This window comes from Methanohalophilus halophilus (assembly GCF_001889405.1).
Lineage (GTDB): Archaea > Halobacteriota > Methanosarcinia > Methanosarcinales > Methanosarcinaceae > Methanohalophilus > Methanohalophilus halophilus.
The window spans coordinates 1817246-1839350 of record NZ_CP017921.1; the positions used below are offsets into that span (position 1 = coordinate 1817246).

General features: G+C 44.1%; 21 protein-coding genes and 2 tRNA genes. 13 read left to right on the forward strand and 10 right to left on the reverse strand.

From position 1 onward, the window contains the following. The first annotated feature begins 18 nt into the window (after window positions 1-18). The 3 genes from BHR79_RS09340 to BHR79_RS09350 all read left to right on the forward strand — a co-directional run bounded on the left by BHR79_RS09340 (window position 19) and on the right by BHR79_RS09350 (window position 1849). Window positions 19-423: a 30S ribosomal protein S6e gene (locus BHR79_RS09340; RefSeq protein ID WP_072562065.1), complete on the forward strand. Its 405-nt coding sequence runs from the start codon at window positions 19-21 to the stop codon at window positions 421-423. A 151-nt stretch (window positions 424-574) separates the two neighbouring features. Continuing rightward, window positions 575-934 (forward strand): DUF4389 domain-containing protein, encoded by a 360-nt coding sequence (locus BHR79_RS09345; protein ID WP_072562066.1) that lies wholly within the window; start codon window positions 575-577, stop codon window positions 932-934. 126 nt (window positions 935-1060) lie between these two features. Next, window positions 1061-1849, forward strand: a complete 789-nt coding sequence (locus BHR79_RS09350; protein WP_072562067.1) for a helix-turn-helix transcriptional regulator — start codon at window positions 1061-1063, stop codon at window positions 1847-1849. A gap of 7 nt (window positions 1850-1856) precedes the next feature. Here the strand turns inward: BHR79_RS09350 and BHR79_RS09355 are convergent, their stop codons facing one another. From BHR79_RS09355 to pdxS, 3 genes are all read right to left on the reverse strand, one after another. After that, window positions 1857-2261, reverse strand: coding sequence for a pyridoxamine 5'-phosphate oxidase family protein (locus BHR79_RS09355; protein ID WP_072562068.1), 405 nt, complete (start codon window positions 2259-2261; stop codon window positions 1857-1859). A gap of 76 nt (window positions 2262-2337) precedes the next feature. Next, the gene (gene pdxT, locus BHR79_RS09360) at window positions 2338-2937 is read right to left on the reverse strand and encodes a pyridoxal 5'-phosphate synthase glutaminase subunit PdxT (protein WP_072562069.1); all 600 of its coding nucleotides are present in this window, start codon (window positions 2935-2937) and stop codon (window positions 2338-2340) included. Window positions 2938-2956: 19 nt separating this feature from the next. After that, the gene (gene pdxS / locus BHR79_RS09365) at window positions 2957-3853 is read right to left on the reverse strand and encodes a pyridoxal 5'-phosphate synthase lyase subunit PdxS (protein WP_013037320.1); all 897 of its coding nucleotides are present in this window, start codon (window positions 3851-3853) and stop codon (window positions 2957-2959) included. A gap of 317 nt (window positions 3854-4170) precedes the next feature. On the opposite strand from pdxS, the gene BHR79_RS10845 reads away from it, so the two are divergent. Then, window positions 4171-4296: a symporter small accessory protein gene (locus tag BHR79_RS10845; protein WP_268765986.1), complete on the forward strand. Its 126-nt coding sequence runs from the start codon at window positions 4171-4173 to the stop codon at window positions 4294-4296. Then, window positions 4293-5876, forward strand: a complete 1584-nt coding sequence (locus tag BHR79_RS09370; protein WP_083433089.1) for a sodium:solute symporter family protein — start codon at window positions 4293-4295, stop codon at window positions 5874-5876. Before BHR79_RS10845 ends, BHR79_RS09370 begins: the two co-directional genes overlap by 4 nt. Window positions 5877-5897: 21 nt before the next feature. On the opposite strand, the gene gyrA is transcribed toward BHR79_RS09370, so the two are convergent. Further along, window positions 5898-8372 (reverse strand): DNA gyrase subunit A, encoded by a 2475-nt coding sequence (gene gyrA / locus BHR79_RS09375; protein WP_072562071.1) that lies wholly within the window; start codon window positions 8370-8372, stop codon window positions 5898-5900. A gap of 10 nt (window positions 8373-8382) precedes the next feature. Beyond that, window positions 8383-10287 (reverse strand): DNA topoisomerase (ATP-hydrolyzing) subunit B, encoded by a 1905-nt coding sequence (gene gyrB, locus BHR79_RS09380; protein WP_072562072.1) that lies wholly within the window; start codon window positions 10285-10287, stop codon window positions 8383-8385. Between the two features lie 253 nt (window positions 10288-10540). Here gyrB and aspS point away from each other — a divergent pair, with 253 nt between their 5' ends. Together aspS and rpiA are read left to right on the forward strand one after the other, a co-directional pair. Continuing rightward, on the forward strand, window positions 10541-11872 hold the full coding sequence (gene aspS / locus BHR79_RS09385; RefSeq protein WP_072562073.1) for an aspartate--tRNA(Asn) ligase: 1332 nt from the start codon (window positions 10541-10543) through the stop codon (window positions 11870-11872). 12 nt (window positions 11873-11884) lie between these two features. Continuing rightward, window positions 11885-12577, forward strand: coding sequence for a ribose 5-phosphate isomerase A (gene rpiA, locus BHR79_RS09390; protein ID WP_072562074.1), 693 nt, complete (start codon window positions 11885-11887; stop codon window positions 12575-12577). Here rpiA and BHR79_RS09395 read toward each other — a convergent pair whose 3' ends face one another. From BHR79_RS09395 to BHR79_RS09410, 4 genes are all read right to left on the reverse strand, one after another. Then, complete coding sequence (locus BHR79_RS09395) at window positions 12578-13897, reverse strand: signal recognition particle protein Srp54 (protein ID WP_072562075.1); 1320 nt, start codon at window positions 13895-13897, stop codon at window positions 12578-12580. Between the two features lie 85 nt (window positions 13898-13982). Next, complete coding sequence (locus tag BHR79_RS09400) at window positions 13983-14831, reverse strand: EamA family transporter (protein WP_072562076.1); 849 nt, start codon at window positions 14829-14831, stop codon at window positions 13983-13985. Between the two features lie 105 nt (window positions 14832-14936). Next, window positions 14937-15011: transfer RNA gene (locus tag BHR79_RS09405), tRNA-Met, on the reverse strand. Window positions 15012-15074: 63 nt separating this feature from the next. Beyond that, window positions 15075-15149, reverse strand: a tRNA-Met gene (locus BHR79_RS09410). 135 nt (window positions 15150-15284) lie between these two features. Between BHR79_RS09410 and BHR79_RS09415 the strand changes: the two genes are divergently transcribed. From BHR79_RS09415 to BHR79_RS09430, 4 genes are all read left to right on the forward strand, one after another. Then, on the forward strand, window positions 15285-15983 hold the full coding sequence (locus tag BHR79_RS09415) for a phosphoribosyltransferase (protein WP_072562376.1): 699 nt from the start codon (window positions 15285-15287) through the stop codon (window positions 15981-15983). Between the two features lie 14 nt (window positions 15984-15997). After that, the gene (gene mtnP / locus BHR79_RS09420; protein ID WP_072562377.1) at window positions 15998-16858 is read left to right on the forward strand and encodes an S-methyl-5'-thioadenosine phosphorylase; all 861 of its coding nucleotides are present in this window, start codon (window positions 15998-16000) and stop codon (window positions 16856-16858) included. Window positions 16859-16919: 61 nt separating this feature from the next. Next, window positions 16920-17348, forward strand: a complete 429-nt coding sequence (locus tag BHR79_RS09425) for a Zn-ribbon domain-containing protein (RefSeq protein ID WP_072562077.1) — start codon at window positions 16920-16922, stop codon at window positions 17346-17348. Window positions 17349-17375: 27 nt separating this feature from the next. After that, entirely contained in the window at window positions 17376-18137 is a 762-nt protein-coding gene (locus tag BHR79_RS09430) for a heparan-alpha-glucosaminide N-acetyltransferase (RefSeq protein ID WP_234970412.1), read from the forward strand. On the opposite strand, the gene dinB is transcribed toward BHR79_RS09430, so the two are convergent. After that, entirely contained in the window at window positions 18098-19222 is a 1125-nt protein-coding gene (dinB, locus tag BHR79_RS09435) for a DNA polymerase IV (RefSeq protein WP_322787687.1), read from the reverse strand. The two genes, BHR79_RS09430 and dinB, sit on opposite strands and share 40 nt — an antisense overlap. A 139-nt stretch (window positions 19223-19361) precedes the next feature. Here dinB and BHR79_RS09440 point away from each other — a divergent pair, with 139 nt between their 5' ends. Then, the gene (locus BHR79_RS09440; protein WP_072562080.1) at window positions 19362-20414 is read left to right on the forward strand and encodes a M42 family metallopeptidase; all 1053 of its coding nucleotides are present in this window, start codon (window positions 19362-19364) and stop codon (window positions 20412-20414) included. A gap of 197 nt (window positions 20415-20611) precedes the next feature. Continuing rightward, window positions 20612-22093, forward strand: a complete 1482-nt coding sequence (locus BHR79_RS09445) for a (R)-citramalate synthase (RefSeq protein WP_072562081.1) — start codon at window positions 20612-20614, stop codon at window positions 22091-22093. The last annotated feature ends 12 nt before the right edge of the window (window positions 22094-22105 follow it).

Sequence of the window (22105 nt, forward strand, 5' to 3'; positions counted from 1 at the left end):
TGATGTTGGAGGTAAATAATGGTAGATTTCAAAATTGTCGTATCAGATCCAAAAGCCAAAGCATACCAATTCGATGTGAGTGGTGCCGAGGCAAATAAGTTCATAGGAAAAGCAATAGGCGAAACTGTAGAAGGAACGGTAGTCGGTCTCCCCGGTTACACCATCCAGATTACTGGAGGAAGTGATAGAAGCGGTTTTGTCATGCTTAAGAATGTACCCGGTCCCAAGAGGCAGAGATTACTCGTAGCCGAGGGTGTCGGATATAAGCCAAAAGACAAAGGAATGCGTCGCCGTAAATTCCTAAGAGGAAGGGAAATAGCTCCGGATATTGTCCAGATCAACACAAAGGTTGTTGGATACGGAGACAAAACCATCGAAGAAATTCTCGGTGGCGGTGAAGAGGGAGAAACTTCCGAAGAGTAAATCTCCCGCCCTTTTTTATTTCAAGTGACATTTCACTCCGGATACTCGTTATAGGTTACACATTATTATATCTTCAATTACATTATAATACAATAGTTATTTATAAAAATTAATTATATTGTATGTATAGAGAATTGGGGATAGATGTGGCATGGATATCCGGAATTCAAATATAAAACAGCTTTTCTCTTATGAGAAGAAAGCCAGCAGACTGGAATTATTTTTCAGGATCATTTATTCCATTCTTATAGGAATTGTACTCTATATATACGGGATATTTACAGGAATCTGTCTTGTCCTTCAATGGTTAGTAATCCTTATTGCAGGAAGAAGGATCGAAGGATTAAACCGTATCATAAAGGGCTACCTTGAGTACTATACTCATGTCATAGGTTATCTTTTCCTAACAACTGATATCAGGCCTTCCATAAAACCACCCTCAATAGCAATATTTGAAAAGAAGCTGTACTATGACAGGGATACAGTAGAGATAATAAAAAAAGATAACTGATAGTAAAACGAAACCCACTCAAAAGTATAGATAGATGAAATCCAATGAACATATATTAAATATATAAAAGAAGTCAATTTGTGGACATATTTTATACCAATTTAACGCAAAGCAGGAAGAATAGACATGAGGCGCTCACTTATTGACATTACATGTTTTTCCGAAAAACGTAAGGGTCTTCTTCTCCTGCTTATGGAAGGCAATAAGGATATTGATGAAATAAAAGAAATCCTTGATGAAACTTCGCCTTCAATTCTTCCCCAGATAAAAATATTAAAAGAAAACGGCCTCATCGTTCAGGAAAATGGAATGTATTCATTAACCAGAATTGGCATGCTGCTGGTGCACATGCTCCAGGAGGTCTTTAAAACATTTGATGTACTTGAAGATCATTTCGATTATTTAAATGAACATGATTTAACCCCTATTCCAAAGGAATTATTACATCATATCGGAGAATTAAATAATAGTGAATATGTCGTACCATCCCTTACAGATGCATTCGATCCTTTCGCAAAGATAAAACCACTTACAAAAATGTCTATCTGGATTAAAGCTTTTATTGCAGTCTATCATCCAGAATATCCCCCGTTTGCCTCTGAAATGGTCTCAAAGGGAGCAAACTTATCGCTGATAATGACAGAACCGATATTTGAAAAAATGAAAAATGATTATCCTGAAGCAACCCAGATACTCAAAAATTCAGACAATTCCCAGATATTGATCTACAAAGGAGAAGTTATGCCCTCCTTAATCATTGCTTCTGATAAATACTTCCTGTTATCCCTTATGTTGAAAACATGCCGTTATGACAACAGCTACCTTATGGGTACAGAAAAAGCAGCCATCAAATGGACTACCAAACTGTATGAATGGTATGAAAAAAAATCAGAGTTAGTCCCAAAAAAGGACTAACATAATTTCAGAGCAACTTCTTTCCGGCTTCAGGGCCGCCTTTGCACTCAAAGACATCGGTAATTTTCATGACAATCAAAGCCTTGGCAGGATATTTCTCTCCTTTTTCCTTTGCCATGGCATATGCAGCATCGTACTCATCACCTTCAGTCTTAATTTCAACATCGCCTTTTATCTGGAAGCAGCCCTTTGAGCCTTCACCCCATACATAAAGTGATGCTTTAGGATTTTCTTCAAGATTATTGCGGGTTTTCAAAAAATAATTATCCACAATCCAGATAGTTGCATCATCCACCAGTTTGCACATACCAATTGGAATTACATTTGGTATACCTTCTTTAGATGCGGTGGCAAGGGGAAGCGGCCTGACATTGGCAATTGATTCTTTCATATCTTCTGTGAGTTTTACCATATTTAAATCTCCTTGATAGATAATAAAAATAGTAAAGTAAAGGTATATTACATTTATGATTTTTTAATTTCTGACTTCAGGTAACCGAAATCATATCCAGGAAATAATGATGCAACCGCAGATCAGGTGTCAGTTCGGGGTGGAAAGCCAGAGCAAGTACATTGTTTTGTCTTGCTGCTACAATTCTCCCATTAATTGTTGACAATACATCAACTTCCGGGCCTGCATCCATGATTGCAGGTGCCCGGATGAAAATTGCTGTATAGGGAGAATCCAGGAATGGAAGATCCAGATCAACCTCAAAGGACTCCCGCTGCCTTCCAAAAGCATTCCGATTGACTTTTACATCCATCAGACCAAGAAGATGCTGATGAGTCTTATGCACCTGTTCGTCCCCGCGGGTTGCCACAAGGATCAAGCCGGCACAGGTGCCAAGTACAGGAATGCCTTTCATTGCAGCATTCTGAATTTCACCTGCAATCCCTTCTCTTTCAATGAGGCGGCCCAATGTTGTACTTTCCCCTCCGGGCAGTATGACGGCGTCACACCGGGGGACGATGCCTTCATGACGGATTTCCAGCACTTCACCTTCAATCCCCCTTTCGCAAAGAGCACGTTCTACGGCATCAATATGTTCGGAAACATCACCCTGTATGGCGATTATACCGATACGCATCAATTTCACCGTTGATAATTTACCAGCCACGTGTCTGCAGAGCTTCTTCAGGAGGTATAGTGTCAGCACTCATGCCCTTCATTCCGGAACCAATTCCTCTGGAAATTTCTGCCAGTTTTTCGGGGTTGTCATAATTGTTAACAGCTTCCACAACTGCTTTAGCCATCATTTCAGGATTTTCAGCCTTGAAAATTCCAGAGCCTACGAATACACCATCTGCACCCAGCCTCATCATTAGGGCAGCATCTGCGGGGGTGGCAACACCACCTGCTGCAAAGTTTACCACAGGCAAACGCTGTAAGTCTGCAGACTCCAGAACAAGTTCTATGGGTGCTTCGATGTCACGGGCAACCTTAATGAGTTCTTCTTTGTCCTTACCGGCAAGTTCACGTACTTCACCCATGATCTTTTTCATGTGGCGAACTGCCTCACGGACATCCCCGGTACCTGCTTCACCTTTGGTACGTATCATTGCCGCACCTTCATTGATACGTCTCAGGGCTTCACCAAGATTTCTTGCACCACATACAAAAGGAACAGTAAAACCGGTTTTATCAATATGATACATTTCATCTGCAGGAGTCAGGACTTCAGACTCATCGACCATATCAGCTCCCAGGGATTCAAGGATTTCGGCTTCCACAAAATGCCCGATCCTGGCCTTTGCCATTACAGGAATTGTTACAGTATCAATGATCTGCGCAACGATTTCCGGATCTGCCATCCTGGCCACTCCACCGGCCTTACGGATATCAGCCGGAACTGCCTGCAGGGCCATTACAGCCACAGCCCCTGCTTCTTCGGCGATTCTAGCCTGCTCGGGGTTGGTTACATCCATAATAACCCCGCCTTTCTGCATTCTGGCAAAACCTCTTTTAATGAGTTCAGTACCGTGCCTTAAGTTTTCGAGTTCCATCTCATAAGCCTTCTTCTTTTTTAATCGGATATAGGGTCAATAGTAAGTATATTTACATAAAAAGATTTGGTCGCAGCATCCTTCTGCGGAACTATGTGGAAATGTCTCACGTGCCCTATATTCTTTTTGGGTAATTCAATAGCTTGCATGAAACCCGTTGATTGCCAGAAATAAGGCAACATCCGGCGCTTTCTTTATTGAATAAAAAAGGAACAAGCGAGTATCCCTCATATATTAACACTGTTAACCATTCCAATAAAAACATATTTATGAAATATGTTAGCATGTGTCAATATAGCATATGTAGAGGTGCCCTCATGCTTGGAATAGAAGACCCCCAAATATGGATAGCATACATCCTGTGTATAGCAGGTGCGATAAGCTGCATGATATACGGTATAATAAAATGGAATGACGGCGAGGAAACAGAGGTATGCTCATGATAAGCACACCTGTCCTTGGTGTAATTGTCCTGGTCTACCTTATGATAATTTTTTATCTGGGAATGCTTGGATACAAAAAAACAAAGGAAATTGACGATTATATGGTCGCCGGCAGGCACATCAATCCTTATATACTTGCCCTTTCCTATGGTGCCACATTTATCAGTACCTCGGCAATCATTGGTTTTGGCGGGGCTGCCGGTGCACTGGGAATGGGATTGCTCTGGCTTGCTGTAATGAACATCATTGTCGGAATTCTCATCGCATTTGTGTTTTTCGGATCCAGAACACGCCGTATGGGATTAAGACTTAAGGCGGTTACATTTCCTGAATTACTGGGACGCAGATTCCAGTCACGTTTCATACAGGGTTTCTCGGGTGCCCTCATTGGAGTATTTATGCCCCTTTATGCAGGAATCGTCCTAATTGGAGGAGCCCGTTTTGTTGAAACCACACTCGGCATTAATTATGATGTTGCAGTCCTTTTACTTACGGTAATTGTTGCAGCATACGTTATCACCGGGGGATTGATAGCAGTTATGTATACAGATGCCCTTCAGGGAGCATTCATGTTTATAGGAATGCTGGTCCTGCTTGCACTTACATACGTCAAACTGGGAGGAATCACTGAAGCACACCAAGCACTCACAGCAATGACACCCCTGGTTCCTGATTCACTTGCAGCGGGGGGACATCTGGGATGGACGGCAATGCCCGCCTTCGGCTCGCCTATATGGTGGACACTGGTATCTACCCTGATACTTGGAGTTGGTGTTGGTGTACTTGCCCAACCTCAACTGGCTGTTAGATTCATGACTGTGGAAAATGACAGGGCATTGAACAGGGCAGTCCTTGTGGGCGGCCCATTCATTTTAATGATGACAGGAGTTGCCTTTACAGTAGGTTCTCTTTCCAATGCTTTCTTTTACAAAACAGAAGGGTTGATATCCGTAGCTGTAACGGGAGGCAATACCGACCTGATAATCCCACAATATATCAACGATGCAATGCCTGAAACTTTTGTTATCCTATTCATGTTAACCTTACTGGCAGCCGCCATGTCGACATTAAGTTCCCAATACCATACAATGGGAACATCAATAGGACATGATTTCTATCGCCAGTTTGTTAAGAGAGGAGATGTGGGCAAAACAGTCAATATTACAAGATTGGGAATTGCAACGACCATTCTGATAAGTGTGATATTGGCTTACATCCTGCCTATAAGTATAATCGCCCGTGCCACAGCAATCTTTTTTGGATTATGTGCAGCGGCCTTTTTGCCGATGTATGCAGGAGCTTTATTCTGGCCACGTATGACAAGAGAGGGAGCAATTGCAAGCCTATTAGTTGGAACCTTTGCAAGCTTGTTCTGGCTGGGTTTTGTTCATGCAAAAGAAGCAGTCCCGCTGGGAATCTGCAAATTCATATTCGGAACGGATACTCTCCTGACCGGCACCTGGACCGTTGTGGACCCAATTCTCGTTGCAACCCCCCTTGCAGCAGTAGTAGCCGTTACTGTCAGTTATATGACAAAGCCGACACCTACAGAACATCTGGAAAAATGTTACGGGAAATAAGTGTAACCTTTAAGGTTACACTTAATCCTCTTTTTTAATCCTGGCCAAACTGACCAATTTATCCTTCTCCCTTATATTCATAATTTTTACACCCTTGGTATTACGTCCCTGCACCCTAATATCTGTCACAGGGATACGTATCACAATGCCGGCAGAGCTTGTCAGGATGATCTCATCATCATCTTCCACTGTTTTTACAGTGACCACCGGACCATTGCGCATATCAGTGAAAATGGTTATTACTCCCTGCCCTCCACGACGAAGGGTGCGGTACTCATCAAATGGCGTGCGTTTGCCAAAACCATTCTCTGTAACGGTCAGCAGGGTAGCATCAGAATCTACAACATCCAAGCTTACAATAACATCCGGACCTGTCAATTTCATACCCCTCACACCACGTGCAGTCCTGCCCATCACACGCACATCTTCTTCAGAGATACGCAGGGCTTTACCATGCCTTGAAGCCAGCATTATATCCTGATTTCCGTCGGTCTGGAGAACATTTACAAGTTCATCCCCCTCTTTCAGGGAAATCGCAATAATACCGGCCTTGCGAGGATTACGGAAATCCGAAAGACTGCAACGTTTCACGGTCCCATCCCGGGTGCCCATGAACAGGTAGCGATCATTCTCAAAATCATGTACCGGAATCATAGCATTTACTGATTCACCGTCAGCAAGTTCCAGCAGGTTAACAATGGCCTTTCCTCTGGACTGGCGACTTCCACGGGGAATATCATAGACCTTTTGCCAGTAAACCTTACCACGGTTTGTGAAAAAGAGGATGTAATCATGGGTAGAAGCCACAAAGATGCTTCCCACAGTGTCATCCTCCTTTGTTTCCATACCTCTCACACCACGACCGCCCCGATGTTGCATATTATATGTCTGGAGAGGTATATTCTTGATATAACCACTCTGAGTAGAGGTTACAACCACTTCTTCTTCGGGTATCAGGTCTTCATCTGCAAGTTCTTCACGGCTACCCTGAATAAGGGTTCTGCGCTCATCACCATATTTATCTTTCAGCTCCAGTACTTCATCCTTGATAATCGCATATTTACGCTCATCATTTGCAAGGATGTGCTTAAGATCGGCAATCGTGTCGATCAGACCATTGTACTCTTCATCGATCTTTTGCCTCTCCAATCCAGTCAGGCGCTGCAGCCTCATGTCCAAAATGGCTTTGGCCTGAATTTCATCCAGATCGAAATTACTTATAAGCCCTTCTCTTGCCTCCTCTGTGGTAGAAGAGCCGCGTATCAATTTGATAACCTCATCGATATTATCCAGAGCTATTTTAAGCCCCTGGAGAATATGTGCTCTTTCCTCGGCTTTTCTTAGATCAAAAGCTGTACGTCGACTGATAACATCTATACGATGTTTGAGATATATCTGGATCAGTTCCCTGAGATTAAGAACACGTGGGACCCCGTCAACCAGAGCCAGGTTAATGATACCAAATGTGGTTTCAAGCTGGGTCTGTTTGTAGAGCTGGTTAAGCAGGACTTTAGGATTGGTTCCTTTCTTAAGCTCAATAACCACCCGCATACCTTCCCTGCCGGATTCATCCCGCAAATCCGAGATACCTTCAATTTTTTTATCCCTCACGAGGTTGGCGATGGATTCCACAAGGCGTGCCTTGTTCACCTGATAAGGAAGTTCGTATACCACTATGCGGTATTTATCATTCTTCATCTCCTCTATCTCGGTCACGGCACGCAGGTGGATAGGGGAGCGTCCGGTCTCATAGGCACTTTTGATCCCACTGGTACCCATTATGATACCACCAGTAGGAAAATCCGGTCCTTTCACGATCTTGCGAAGCTCTGCAAGTTCAGTATCAGGGTCATCAATCAATTTGACAGTAGCATCCACGACCTCCCGGAGGTTATGGGGAGCCATGTTGGTCGCCATTCCCACAGCAATACCGGTGGAGCCGTTCAAGAGCAGATTGGGCAACTTTGAAGGCAGGACTTCAGGCTCCTCCAGGGAACCATCATAGTTGGGCTTGAAATTAACAGTTTCCTTCTTGATATCCTCAAGCATTTCAGTGGTTATCTTATCCATGCGGACTTCTGTATAACGCATTGCTGCAGCAGAATCACCATCAACAGATCCAAAGTTACCCTGTCCGTCTATTAACGGATAACGCAGGGAAAAGTCCTGGACCATACGCACCAAACTGTCATACACGGCAGTATCACCGTGTGGATGGAATTTACCCAATACATCACCCACTACACGGGCAGATTTCTTGTACGCCTTATCATGGGTAATACCGGCTTCATTCATTGAGTGAAGAATACGGCGATGTACCGGTTTCAGACCGTCACGGGCATCAGGTAGGGCCCTTCCCACAATTACACTCATAGAGTAATCAATATAAGAACGCTTCATCTCATCCTGGATAAGCACCGGAACTACACGTCCACCTTCCCCATCATGCTGTTCGATTGTTTCATCGAGAGGATTTATATCATTATCGTCTGCCATTTATACCACCTCACACATCCAGGTTGATAACATCCTTTGCATGCTCCTGTATGAATTTACGCCTGGGAGCAACTTCATCTCCCATCAGAACGGAAAACATCTCATCAGCCGCTACCGCATCCTCCATTGTTACCTGCAAAATAGTGCGTGTCTGAGGATTCATGGTTGTTTTCCACAGTTGATCGGGGTTCATTTCACCAAGACCCTTGTAGCGCTGTATACTTACACCCTTTTCGCCGATTTCCTCAATTATTTTGTCCTTTTCCCTCTCGGTATAGGCAAATCGTTGATTTTTACCTTTCTTGATACTGTAGAGCGGGGGTTGTGCAATGTATACATAGCCAGCATCTATCAGTGGGGTCATGTAGCGGAAAAAGAAAGTCAGCATAAGGGTGCGTATATGTGCGCCATCCACATCGGCATCAGTCATGATGACCACCTTGTGATAGCGAGCCTTTGAGAGGTCATACTCATCCCCTATACCGGTTCCCATTGCAGTGATCAGGGATAGGATCTCATTATTCTTCAATATCCGGGACAAACGGGATTTTTCCACATTCAATATTTTACCCCTAAATGGAAGAATCGCCTGGAAACGCCTTTCACGACCCATCTTTGCCGAACCACCCGCAGAATCACCTTCCACAAGGTAAATTTCAGATACAGAAGGGTCTTTTTCAGAACAGTCCGCAAGTTTGCCGGGAAGAGTGCTGACTTCCAGAGCACTTTTGCGCCGTGTTAATTCCCGTGCCTTTTTGGCTGCTTCCCTGGCCCTGCGTGCATCCATTGCTTTTTGAAGGATAGCAGAAGCAATCTTGGGGTTTTCTTCCATGAACTCCGAGAGACCCTCAGAAACCATGGATTCCACAATACCCTTAAGTTCACTGTTTCCGAGTTTTGTCTTTGTTTGTCCCTCAAATTGAGGATCCATCAATTTAACACTGATGATTCCTGCCAGACCTTCCCTGATATCATCACCGCTGAGTTTGATGTCACCTTTGGCAAGGTTATTGCGTTTGGCATAATCATTGGCAACCCTGGTCAGGGCTGACTTGAAACCCGCCAGATGAGTACCACCTTCATGGGTGTTGATATTATTTGCAAAGGAATAGACGTATTCACCATAACTGTCGGTATACTGCATGGCGATTTCAACACGGGTATCTTCCTTTTCCCTCTCAAAATATATAGGTTGTTCATGCAGTACATTGCGGCTCTTGTTCAAATATTCAACAAAAGAGACGATACCGCCGTCATATTCAAAAACTTCCTGCAGGGGCTCATCTGATCTCTTATCGGTTATGACAATCTTAATTTCACGATTTAAGAATGCAAGTTCTCTTAACCTTGTGGCCAGGGTTTCAAAATTAAAATCTACTGTTTCAAAAATGTCGGTATCCGGTTTGAAGGTCATCGATGTACCGGTACTTTCAGTATCCCCTTTCTCGATAACATCATCAAGAGGTTTTCCTCTTACATAACGCTGATAGAAGATTTTGCCATTCCTGTGAACTTCAACATCATTCCATTCAGAAAGAGCATTTACAACAGAGACACCTACTCCATGAAGACCACCTGATACCTTGTAGGAACTCTTATCGAATTTACCCCCTGCATGCAGAATGGTCATTACAACTTCAAGTGCCGATTTTTTGTATTTGGAATGTATATCTGTAGGGATTCCCCTGCCGTCATCCCTGACCGTGACCGATCCATCCCGGTTTATAGAAACGTCAATTGAGGTACAATAGCCTGCAAGGGCCTCATCTATACTGTTATCCACTACTTCATAAACAAGATGGTGTAAACCCCGGCCATCAATGCTTCCGATATACATGCTCGGTCGCTTGCGTACGGCTTCCAGTCCTTCCAACACCTGAATATGGGTCGCATCATAGACATCTCTGTCACTCATCGCGTTCTGTCTCCATGAATCCATTTAAATAATAAATGCAAAAAATAAACAAAAAGAGAACACAAAAACTGTAGCTAGCGTCTCCTATTGAGTTTTGCTCCTCCTATGTGTTCATTTATTAAATAGTTAAGTATAATCTGTTACAGGACCCTTTAACTAATGGTTAGATATATTTACAGGAATGTTTTTTAAGAGGAAAACCGATAATGACCAGAAATCATATTCACAATATCAATAAAATCAAGGTGAGCAAATGTCATTGGCAAATTTAAGGACGCATTATACTACACAAATCAACCCCGGTAAAATCGGAGACGACAAGGTTGCTCTTGCAGGTTGGGTACATGAGGTACGTGATCTTGGAGGAATCTGTTTTGTTGTATTAAGGGACAGACAGGGAAGAGCCCAGGTTACTCTTGTAAAGAAGAAAATTGATAGGGAACTATTCAATTTCGCCAGAAAACTTATCCGAGAATCAGTTATCTCTGTCAGGGGCAGTATTAAGCCCGAAGAAAAAGCCCCTAATGGTTATGAATTGATACCTGATGAGATAGAACTGCTCAATGAAGCAGAATCTCCCCTGCCTCTGGACACCACAGGAAAAGTGGATGCTGAACTCGACACAAGACTGGATTCACGTTTCATAGATTTGAGAAGAAGCAGGACAAATGCCATATTCAGGATAAGACATGAGGTTCTGCATGCTGTCAGGAATTATCTTGCAAATGATGGATTCCTGGAAACGTCAAGTCCCAAGGTTGTGGCCACAGCAACCGAAGGAGGTACTGCCCTATTCCCGATTACTTATTTCGACAGGGAGGCCTTCCTCAACCAGAGTCCCCAGCTTTTCAAGCAGATCCTGATGTCCGGTGGAATGGACAGGGTATTTGAGATCGGACCGATCTTCCGTGCAGAGGAACACGACACCCGCCGCCACCTGAACGAAGCTACATCTATTGATATAGAGGCGAGTTTTGTTGACCACTTCGATGTAATGGAAATCCTTGAAAGCATGGTGGAATATGTTTACACCCAGGTAATAGAGAACGTACCCGATGCTCTTGAAGTACTGGGAATTGAACTCAAGGTCCCGAAAACCCCATTCCTCAAACTGACATATCAGGAAGCGATAGAAATTGTCAATTCCCATGGCGAAGAGGAATTGAAATGGGGAGACGATCTTTCCACCCTTTCCGAACATACAATCGGAGAACATGTATTTCAGGAAACAGGGGAAGAACACTATTTCATCATAGACTGGCCAACCGAAATAAAACCATTCTACGCCATGCCCTACGAGGAAAAACCTGAATTCTCCAAGTCCTTTGACATGATGCACAGGACCATGGAACTCTCCTCCGGTGCACAGCGTATACACGTTCCGGAAATGCTCAAAAACAGGATAGCAGATCAGGGACTTGATCCTGAAGGTTTTGATTTCTATCTGCGCGCTTTCAGTTACGGAATGCCCCCTCACTCCGGCTGGGGTTTGGGTTGTGAAAGATTTGTGATGACCATGCTTGGCGTGGAGAACATCCGCGATGTCGTACTGTTCCCCAGAGACCGCAGGCGTCTTTCCCCATAAGAAGGCAGGATAATGACAGATAGAAACGCAAAAAGTCATCATCCGGGCAAGGAAGCCGCCGGCAGGGCCGCAGCAGAACTTGTCAAGGATGGAAATATTGTGGGGCTGGGTACCGGCTCCACAACTGCCTATGCAATAAAAGCCCTCGGAGAAAAGGTCAAAAAGGGACTTGACATCAGGGCAGTTGTCACATCATATCAGTCGGAAATGATGGCGATACAGGCAGGCATACCTCTGACAAGCCTGGCTGAAAACCCCGTGCTTGATATTGCAATCGACGGTGCCGATGAAGTCGATGCAAATCTCAATGTGGTAAAGGGAGGCGGAGGTGCACACTTTCGGGAAAAAGTAGTATCCCTTTCCGCCAACAAATTCATTGTAGTTGTGGATGACTCAAAGATAAGCGATACAATATCAATGGCTATACCATTGGAAGTCCTGCCATGTGCCCGTGAACTTGTACAGCACCAGGTTGCTCAAATGGGTGGAGAAGCCAGTATACGTCCTGCATCCAGAAAAGATGGGCCCGTTATATCCGACAATGGTAATTTCATTATGGATGCTGCTTTCGGAGAGGTCCCAAATCCACAGGAATTTGCAGATAAACTGTCAAATGTTGTCGGAATCATAGAACACGGAATATTTACCAATACCGACAAAGTGTATATCGGTTACAAAGACGGAAAAATAGAACTGAGGGAATGATTACATTCCCATCTTTTTCATCATTTTCTTCATGTTGAATTTGCCGCCACGCATACCTTTCATGGCGTTTTGCATCTGTTTATGATATTTCAGCAGCTCACGAACAGTTTCCGGATTAGAACCGGCACCTATGGATATCCTTTTAATGCGGGAACTGCCGATAATACGCGGATTTATCATTTCTTCTTCTGTCATTGAATCCATGAGGGTTTTGTACTGTGCCATTTTTTGTCCCGTAACTTCATAAGCATCATCGGAAACTTTCATTCCCATACCACCCAGTGGCAACATTTGCATGATCTGCTTCATGGGACCCATCTTGTTCATGGCTTCAAGCTGTTTGTACATGTCCTTGAGGGTAAATTTCCCCTTCATCATGGACTCTACATCGAGTTCATCTTCTGAGAGGGATTCTTCTGCCTTTTCCATCAGGGACCTGAGATCCCCCATCCCAAGCAGGCGGGAAATGAACCTGTCTGCCTCAAATTTTTCCAGGTCTTGTGGTGTTTCACCAACACCAATGAAGGCTATCGAGGAATCGGTTGCGGCAACAGCGGACATAGCACCACCACCCTTTGCGGTACCATCAAGTTTTGAGATTACAACACCGGAAATCCCAATTGAGTCGTTGAATGCTTTTGCCTGTTCGCTTGCCTGTTGACCTATACCGGCATCAAGTACAAGCAATTTATAATCAGGACTGGAAATTGCGTGGATTCTCTCCATCTCATCTATAAGATCGTTTTCGAGAGAGTGGCGACCTGCCGTATCAATAATCTTCACATCATATTTGTCAATTTCAGCAAGACCTCTTTCGACTATACCCACAGCATCAGGATTGCCTTCTTCACCATAGAACGGCACATTCAGGGATTCACAAAGGGTTTTAAGCTGCTGGTAAGCCCCCGGCCTGAAAGTATCAGCACAGATCACAGCAGGTTTGAGCCCTTTACGCTGGAAATAGTGGGCAAGTTTGGACGTGGTTGTAGTCTTACCACTACCCTGCAATCCAATCATCATTATTTTTTGAGGTTTTAGCGGGATATCGGTGCCTTCACCCACAATTTTCATTAGTTCCTCATAAACGATGCGTATCACATGCTCCCGGGGATTCATACCCTGGGGAACATCCTCCTCAAGAGCTCGCTCTTTTATGCTCTTGGAAAGCTGCATCACCATCTTGACATTAACATCGGATTGAAGAAGCGCCCTCTGGATATCCTTTACAACATCGTTTACCGTCCGCTCATCAATGCGTCCGGCACCTACGAGTTTTTTGAGGGCATCCTGCAGGGAATTACTGAGTTTGTCCATTACCATAATAGGGATCGTCCTTTTTAAGTTCTGCTTCAATAGTACTCGATTGTTTTATATAATTATTTTGTGACAAATGGTCAGTACCCTATCAAACAGACAGCAAAATAACTGAAAACAAAGCCATAAATACGCCCATCCATTGTCTGGAAGATAGATATTCACCAAGCACTATCCAGGAAAGCAGGACTGTGCCTGCCGGGTAAAGAGCAGATGTGACCGTGGCAATATCCAGCCTTCCTACCTGACTTGCTGCTGTGAAAAAGATACTGCCTGCAGTGTCACCAATACCTGCAATAAGAATGGGAAGAGCCACTTTTTTAGCCGGTATGCATAGATTGCCTTTTGAGAGTAGAAACAATAGCAATATTGTTGCACCTTCAATTTTAGCAACTGCCAGTGTCCAGAAGATTGAAACTCCACTGAAATTGCCGATCGAGATATAAACCAATCCAAATCCCAGTCCTGCAAGAAAAGGGAGTTTGAGATCACCTGTATTGATTTTTGCCAGGCTGCTGCTTGAGACCAACCACACACCTGCAAGAGCAATACCAAATCCCAAAACTTTATGGAATTCAGGTAACCCTTCTGAAAAAAGGCTATAAATAACAGGAACAAGAACGGCAACAACCGCAGATACAGGTGCTACAAGCCTCATTTTCCCCGATGAAAGGCCCTTGTAAAGGGAAAGAATTCCTACATTCCCGAATATCCCTACCAGAAGGGCCCATAAATAATCAATTTTTAAAGGAAAGGGTTCCGAGGTTATGTGGCCTGTAGTAACAAGTAAGAAGAAACCTATGAACTGGGTTATCATAACAACTATGTAAACACTGGTCTTTCTGGTTGCAATACCGCCACTGAAGTCTCCCGTGCCCCAGGACATAGCAGCTGCAAGACCAAAAACTACGACTAGCAATTCAGCAGGAAATGGAAACATACTGCCTAGAATGTGTCTGGACCCTTAAATTTGACGATATTGAACAATACCGGCGATACTCTTGGAAGTTAAAATGAAAGTTGATATTTTCAAAAGAAGAGTGTATAGCGGGGGATGGATTCGAACCATCGGTCTACGGGTTATGAGCCCGTCGGGATCTCCTGGCTACCCCACCCCGCTACGGGTGGATACTCCAACAATCACAATACAGCAAAAACTAGCCATCTCCAATTAAAAGATGTATAGCGGGGGATGGATTCGAACCATCGGTCTACGGGTTATGAGCCCGTCGGGATCTCCTGGCTACCCCACCCCGCTACGGGTGGCTTATATTGTGTTTGTCGAGGAACCTGATAACGGTATTATGGTACATAAAGGTTGTGCATGGAAAAACAACATGAAAAAAGATATAATACAGCACGGTTAAACCAGTCCATAGTAGGAGGAAATTCAATGGCATTACCTGATAAATTCAAATGTGTTATTACAAATTGGGATTACATCTATAATCTTTGCAGGGACGTTTCTGAAGACGTAAAAAATTCAGGTTATGAACCCGATATCATTATTGCACTGGCCAGAGGCGGATGGTTTGCCGGTCGCGTGATGTGTGATTTTCTGGGACTCGATGATCTTACAAGCCTTAAGATCGAACATTATACAGGAACTGCCGTTGCAGGCGACGAACCACTGATACGCTACCCATTGGCAGAAAATGCTGCTACTGGCAAGAAGGTACTCATTGTGGATGATATAACAGACAGTGGCCAGAGTATGCTTCATGCAAAGGATTATATTCAGAAACAAGAACCAAAAGAGATCAGGACCGCCACTCTCCAGTACCTCTATAACTCTGCTATTGATCCCGATTATTGTGGTGAAAGATTGGAGGAATGGGCATGGATAGTCTATCCCTGGAATTTCATCGAGGATATGACCGACATCATTAATGGCACCATGGAGCGGGAAGAAGCCGAATACTGGGACATTCCCGCTCTGAAACATGTTCTCTATAAACACCATTCCGTGGAATCCATATCTTTTGAAATAGCCCAACCCGGCCGTCTTGTTGAAGTACTCAGGGAGATGGAAAGAAGAGGAATTTTAACTTCCGAAACCACACGGGGCAAAACATTCTGGAAAAAACTTTGAAAAAAGGTGATACATTGAAGGGCTATGCAGACATTGCAATTATCGGTGGAAGCGGCGTATATGACGTAAATCTATTTGACAACATAAGCCAGATAGAGGTGGATACACCTTTTGGCAAACCGTCGGATTCAATTACAGTGGGAGATTTTGGAGAAAAGAAAGTCTGTTTCCTGCCGCGACATGGAACAGGACACAGGGTATCTCCAACAAACCTGAATTCCAGAGCCAACATTTTTGCCCTGAAAAAACTTGGTGTCAAACAGATAATAGCCGCCTCAGCTGTTGGAAGCCTGAAAGAAAACATAAAGCCTCTGGACATTGTAATTCCTGACCAGATATATGACAGGACAAAACTTCGTCCTTCAACTTTTTTTGATCAAGATATAGTTGTCCACACTGGTTTTGCTGATCCTTTTTGTTTCGGGATGTCAAATTTGCTCCATAAAATTGCAATTGGAAACGGCTACAACAGTCATCCCGAAGGGACCTACGTATGTATCGAAGGGCCCCAGTTTTCAACCAGGGCCGAATCAAATGTTTATAGGTCACTGGGTTTTGATATAATCGGAATGACTGCCACACCTGAGGCAAAACTTGCACGGGAAGCTGAAATCTGCTATAGCACCATTGCAACTGTAACCGATTATGATGTATGGCATGAAGAAGACGTGACTATGGAAACTATCATCGGAAATGTAATAAAAAACGAAAAAGCAGTTAGAACAATTATTCGTCAGGCACTTGAATCCCTTGATATTGAGCAGGATTGTGAATGCAGGCATGCTCTTAATGGAGCAATAATGACTGATTCGGGAATAATACCTTACGAAACAAAGTACAGACTAAAAACTCTTATTGGCAAATATATCGACTAAAATAAGCTATTTACTCGTAAGGGTTAAAAGACAGATATCCAAATAGTAAACCGGTGAACTAATGCCTCACAAATGTACTAAATGTGAGACTGTATTTGAAGACGGGGCCGAAGTTATCCTCAATGGCTGCCCGAACTGTGGATGGAACAAATTTCTCTACGTAAGCAAAGAGTCCGAAAAGGAAACTGATGAAGTAGAGAAAGATAGTGAAACCACAAAAGAGGTTACTGAGGAAAAAGAAAAGACATCTCCTTCCGAAGAATTCATTCATGAAGTTGATGAATTCATAGGGATTGAGCATAAAGAAAGCACCATTATCGAAGACGATGGGGAGAAAGTTGAATCTGTACGTATTATTGGCCCGGGTTCCTATGAGTTGAACCTTGACTCACTGCTTGAACGCGAGGAAATCATCATGGCAATCAAGGAAAACGGGACCTATGCGGTAGACCTGGCCTCCACATTCCACAGCAAGCGCAAGAAAAAATGATATTATCCATTTTTCATGGTAAAATCAATGGTACTGCCTGAACAACGTTTCTGGGAAGTGGACCTTTTACGGGGCTGTGCCATTGTACTTATGATTATATACCACACATTTTATGATCTGGACCTGCTGGGGAATTTTTCTTTTGCTGTAAACCAGGGTGAATTATGGATAATCGGCAGAAGTTCAGCAGTTCTTTTTATATACACTGCAGGGATTGCCCTGAGCCTTAGTTATTCACGATACCGTTTGAAACATCCCGAAAACAGAAACCCCTGGCAAAAATATGTAAAAAGAGGAATCAGGCTATTTCTCTGGGGAGGATTGATTACAGCAGTAAGCTGGTTTGCGTTTCCCTCAATGTCAATAATATTCGGAATCCTCCATTTTCTGGGAATTTCAATAATATTTGCCTATCCGTTGATTGAAAAGAAACATGCCAACCTGATTATCGCGGGAGTTGTAATCGCAATTGGATTTTACCTGAAAACGATACGTGTGCCAAATGACTGGTTTTTGTGGCTGGGACTGCATTCCACTTCATTCCAAACACTGGATTATTTCCCCCTGCTTCCCTGGTTTGGCCTGGTACTGATAGGTATTGCTACAAGCAATCACCTCTATCCAGGCTATGAAAGAAGATTTAGCATTCCTGATATGACAGAGCTCGCTCCGGTACGACTGCTCACTGCAATGGGAAAAAGATCTCTTGCAATGTACCTGTTGCACCAGCCGGCCATAATACTGATCCTTTACCTGCTGGGCCTGATCAGGTTTCCATTTTCATTCTGATTCCCACTTATGAAATCTTCCAGGGTAGTCTGTTGAGAATCTATCTTCATCAGGCTCGAAACACCTATCCCGATAAGTCTTACCTTCTTCTTGCAGCTGAATTCCTGTAACATACGGGTGCCTACTTTGCAGATCACAGAAAGGTCATTGCTGGTTGCCCTGAGAGAAAAAGCCCGTGTGTATGTAGTAAAATCCTCGAAACGTATCTTTAGGTTGACAGTACGGAACACATAACCATGCCTGACCAGCCTGCTGTGTACCTGTTGCGCAAGCCTGTCCATAGTTTCCCTTAATAATTCCATATCCCCGACATCTTCTTCAAAGGTATCCTCCTTGCTGATGGATTTAACCTCACTTTTACCGGCCACCTTACTGTGATAATTACCCAGCGCCATCTGGCGCAATTTAAGGGCGGATTTGCCCAGACGGGATACGAGCAGTTGCACATCGGTGCGTGCCAGGTCCCCAATAGTCCGGACACCCATTTTATCCAGGATCTCACGGGTACGCCTGCCTACACCGGGAATGGCAGATACTTCCATCGGAAACAGGAATTGCTGTACAGTTTCAGGCTTCACAACCGTCAGACCGTCGGGTTTTTGGTAATCAGAAGCAATCTTGGCCACAATCTTGTTGGGTGCTACCCCGATAGAACAGGTGAGATTTTCGTCATCATACATCTCTTTCTTTATCCTGAGAGCAAGATCCTGTGCCTCAGTGTAGGTTTTCACAATACCAGTAACATCCAGGTATGCTTCATCCACACTTACCTGCTGGAAAACAGAAGTGTAGCGCTGCAGCAGAAGCATTATATTTTCCGATGCCTGCTTATAGAGGGCCATATTCACCCGCAAAAAGACCGCATCCGGGCAAAGCATGTAGGCTTTTGAAATGGGCATTGCAGAATGGATGCCGTACTTGCGCGCCTCGTAGGAACACGTACTTACCACGCCCCTTCCTTCCCCTTTTTTGGGGTCAGACCCAACCACGACTGGGAGTCCCTCAAGGGATGGTCTTCCACGTACTTCTACCGAGGAGAAAAAACTATCCATATCAATATGGAAAATTATTCGGGATGGAGGCATCTGCATATCTTCTGTTGTCCAGAATTAAAATGTTTCCACCAGATATCATGATACCGATAAATTCTCCTTTCATCACTTACTCAAAACTATTTATCTCTGGAGGACTATTAAACCTAAAAGAAACAAGGAAGGTATATAAATGGAAATAGAAAAACTTCTTGAAGAACTGGCAAACGCCCACGGAATTTCCGGCAATGAAGAAAGTATCCGCAAAATAATGGAGAGGGAAATCAAGCCCTATGTCGATACCATTGAAGTAGATAAAATGGGAAATCTCATAGGTACCAAAAAAGGCACAGGTCCTTCCATTATGCTTGCTGCACATATGGATGAGATAGGGCTTATGGTAAAATACATCGATGAGAATGGATTTCTCCGATTTGTGACTATCGGCGGCTGGTTTGACCAGACACTTCACAGCCAGCGTGTCATGGTGCACACCAACAAGGGACCGATCCCGGGTGTCATCGGTTCCAAACCCCCACATGTAATGAAAGATGAGGATAAAAAGAAACCGATAAAGGCAGAAGAAATGTTTGTAGATGTCGGGGCAAAGGACAAGGAAGATGCCGAAAACTTAGGGATTGAAGTTGGTACACCCATTTCTATAGACAGGAATTTCGTGGCATTGCAAAATGGCCTCTACACCTCTAAAGCCTTTGATAACCGGGTTGGAGTTGCCATGGTGATCGACGCCCTGAAACAAATTTCCGAGATGGATATTGATGCCACGATTTATGCTGTGGGAACGGTTCAGGAAGAGGTGGGGCTTAAAGGTGCACGCACATCTGCTTTCGGCCTGGAGCCGGATATTGCAATTGCAACAGATGTCACCATCCCCGGCGATCATCCCGGCATAGAAAAGAAAGATTCAGCCCTGGAAGTTGGCAAGGGTCCGGTAATTACTGTAGTTGATGGTGCTGGCAGGGGCCTGATGGCAGACAAACAGGTAGTCAAATGGCTAAAAGAAACAGCACAGGAGAATGACCTGCCCCACCAGCTCGATGTGGGAGACGGAGGAACCACCGACGCAACCGCAATACACCTGACAAGGGACGGTGTGCCCTCAAGTACTATCAGTGTAGCTGCAAGGTATATTCACTCACCGGTAGAAGTGATTTCCATTGATGATCTTAAAGCAAGCGCCTCCCTTGTTGCAAAAGCAGCTAAAAATGTAGGGAAGTATTTCTAATACTTCCCCACTTACTTTTTCACATTAAAAACGGCTTATACCATCAATTATTTTAATAATAGACTTCTACTTTTCACAGCATTTCATGATTATACCTTTTGTATGCATGAAAGGCTGACAGTCATGTGGCCAACGCGAACTTATATTTAATATGAACGTGTCACATGGTTGCACAATATTCATAAAAATCGTGAGGGATTGCATTATTCGAAAATGTACGCTTTCTGGACACTACCCTGAGAGACGGTGAACAAACACCCGGTGTAGCACTGACTTGTGAAGAAAAACTCTGGATCGCCCGTAAACTGGACGAGATGGGAGTACACATCATCGAAGCAGGCTCTGCCATCACCTCCGAAGGTGAGAGAAACGCTATAAGAGGCATCACTGCTGAAGGTCTTGATTCTGAAATATGCAGTTATTGCCGTATAATGAAACAGGATGTAGACTACGCTCTGGAATGCGATGTGGATTCAATCCATCTGGTCGCACCTGTATCAGACCTGCATATCAATGTGAAATTGAAAAAGGACAGGCAAGCAGTCAGGGAAATGTCAACCAGTGTAATTGAATACGCAAAAGACCATGGCCTGATTGTTGAATTCAGCGGGGAAGATGCATCCAGAGCAGATTTTGATTTCCTGAAAAGCCTCTATCAGGAAGGGATCGATGCTGGAGCCGACAGGTTATGCTATTGTGATACTGTGGGAATGCTGGTTCCCGAAAAAACGGAAAATATTTTCAGCGAACTTTCCAGGGCATGCAATGTACCGGTAAGCATTCACTGCCATGATGATTTCGGACTATCGGTAGCCAATACTATAGCTGCCCTGAAAGCCGGGGCCGGGGAAGCCCATATGACCATAAATGGGATCGGTGAAAGGGCCGGGAATACCTCGCTGGAAGAAGTTGTGATGATCCTGGAATGGCTTTATGATCACAGAACCGGTATAAAATCAGAAGAAATTTATAAAACATCCAGACTGGTCAGCCGCTTGACCGGCATACCTGTGGCCATCAACAAATCGCTCGTCGGAGGCAATGCATTCACCCATGAAGCAGGCATTCATGTACACGGACTGCTGGCAGACACTTCGACATATGAGCCCCTGAAACCCGAAGTTCTGGGCAGGGAAAGAAAAATAGTTCTGGGCAAACACGCCGGCAAAAGCTCAGTAACCCTGGCATTGAAAGAACTGGGACTTGAAGTAGACGATTCACAACTCAATGAGATTCTCAGCCGGGTCAAGGAAATAGGTGACCATGGAAAACATGTCACAGATTCCGATTTACAAACAATTGCTGATACCGTACTGAACATTTACAGGGAATCCCGGGTCAAACTCAAAGATTTCACCATCGTATCCGGTAACCAGGTTATGCCAACCGCATCGGTAAGGATAACCGTGGATGGTGAGGAAGTTGTGGAAGCCGATATCGGGGATGGTCCCGTAGATGCAGTTGTAAAAGGAATACGCAAGGCTGTATCAGGTATTGGGGATGTACAGCTGGAAGAATACCACGTCGACGCGATTACCGGCGGTACTGATGCTCTGGTGGAAGTGCGTGTTAAACTTTCAAAGGATGGAAAAATGGTTAGCTCCCGGGGTGCCCGTACAGATATAATCACAGCATCCGTTGAAGCTGTGATAAATGCAATAAACCAGCTAATGAATTGAAGTTAGAAGCAA

Bases quoted from the DNA above. Each gene is read 5' to 3' on its own strand.
- BHR79_RS09350 (WP_072562067.1), top strand. From the start codon at position 1,061: ATGAGGCGCTCACTTATTGACATTACATGTTTTTCCGAAAAACGTAAG.
- BHR79_RS09415 (WP_072562376.1), top strand. From the start codon at position 15,285: ATGGCATTACCTGATAAATTCAAATGTGTTATTACAAATTGGGATTAC.
- gyrB (WP_072562072.1), bottom strand. From the start codon at position 10,287: ATGAGTGACAGAGATGTCTATGATGCGACCCATATTCAGGTGTTGGAA.
- BHR79_RS09440 (WP_072562080.1), top strand. From the start codon at position 19,362: ATGGAAATAGAAAAACTTCTTGAAGAACTGGCAAACGCCCACGGAATT.
- aspS (WP_072562073.1), top strand. From the start codon at position 10,541: ATGTCATTGGCAAATTTAAGGACGCATTATACTACACAAATCAACCCC.
- dinB (WP_322787687.1), bottom strand. From the start codon at position 19,222: ATGCCTCCATCCCGAATAATTTTCCATATTGATATGGATAGTTTTTTC.
- gyrA (WP_072562071.1), bottom strand. From the start codon at position 8,372: ATGGCAGACGATAATGATATAAATCCTCTCGATGAAACAATCGAACAG.
- pdxS (WP_013037320.1), bottom strand. From the start codon at position 3,853: ATGGAACTCGAAAACTTAAGGCACGGTACTGAACTCATTAAAAGAGGT.
- BHR79_RS09430 (WP_234970412.1), top strand. From the start codon at position 17,376: ATGGTACTGCCTGAACAACGTTTCTGGGAAGTGGACCTTTTACGGGGC.
- BHR79_RS09340 (WP_072562065.1), top strand. From the start codon at position 19: ATGGTAGATTTCAAAATTGTCGTATCAGATCCAAAAGCCAAAGCATAC.
- BHR79_RS09425 (WP_072562077.1), top strand. From the start codon at position 16,920: ATGCCTCACAAATGTACTAAATGTGAGACTGTATTTGAAGACGGGGCC.
- BHR79_RS09355 (WP_072562068.1), bottom strand. From the start codon at position 2,261: ATGGTAAAACTCACAGAAGATATGAAAGAATCAATTGCCAATGTCAGG.
- pdxT (WP_072562069.1), bottom strand. From the start codon at position 2,937: ATGCGTATCGGTATAATCGCCATACAGGGTGATGTTTCCGAACATATT.
- BHR79_RS09345 (WP_072562066.1), top strand. From the start codon at position 575: ATGGATATCCGGAATTCAAATATAAAACAGCTTTTCTCTTATGAGAAG.
- BHR79_RS10845 (WP_268765986.1), top strand. From the start codon at position 4,171: ATGCTTGGAATAGAAGACCCCCAAATATGGATAGCATACATCCTGTGT.
- BHR79_RS09370 (WP_083433089.1), top strand. From the start codon at position 4,293: ATGATAAGCACACCTGTCCTTGGTGTAATTGTCCTGGTCTACCTTATG.
- rpiA (WP_072562074.1), top strand. From the start codon at position 11,885: ATGACAGATAGAAACGCAAAAAGTCATCATCCGGGCAAGGAAGCCGCC.
- BHR79_RS09395 (WP_072562075.1), bottom strand. From the start codon at position 13,897: ATGGTAATGGACAAACTCAGTAATTCCCTGCAGGATGCCCTCAAAAAA.
- BHR79_RS09400 (WP_072562076.1), bottom strand. From the start codon at position 14,831: ATGTTTCCATTTCCTGCTGAATTGCTAGTCGTAGTTTTTGGTCTTGCA.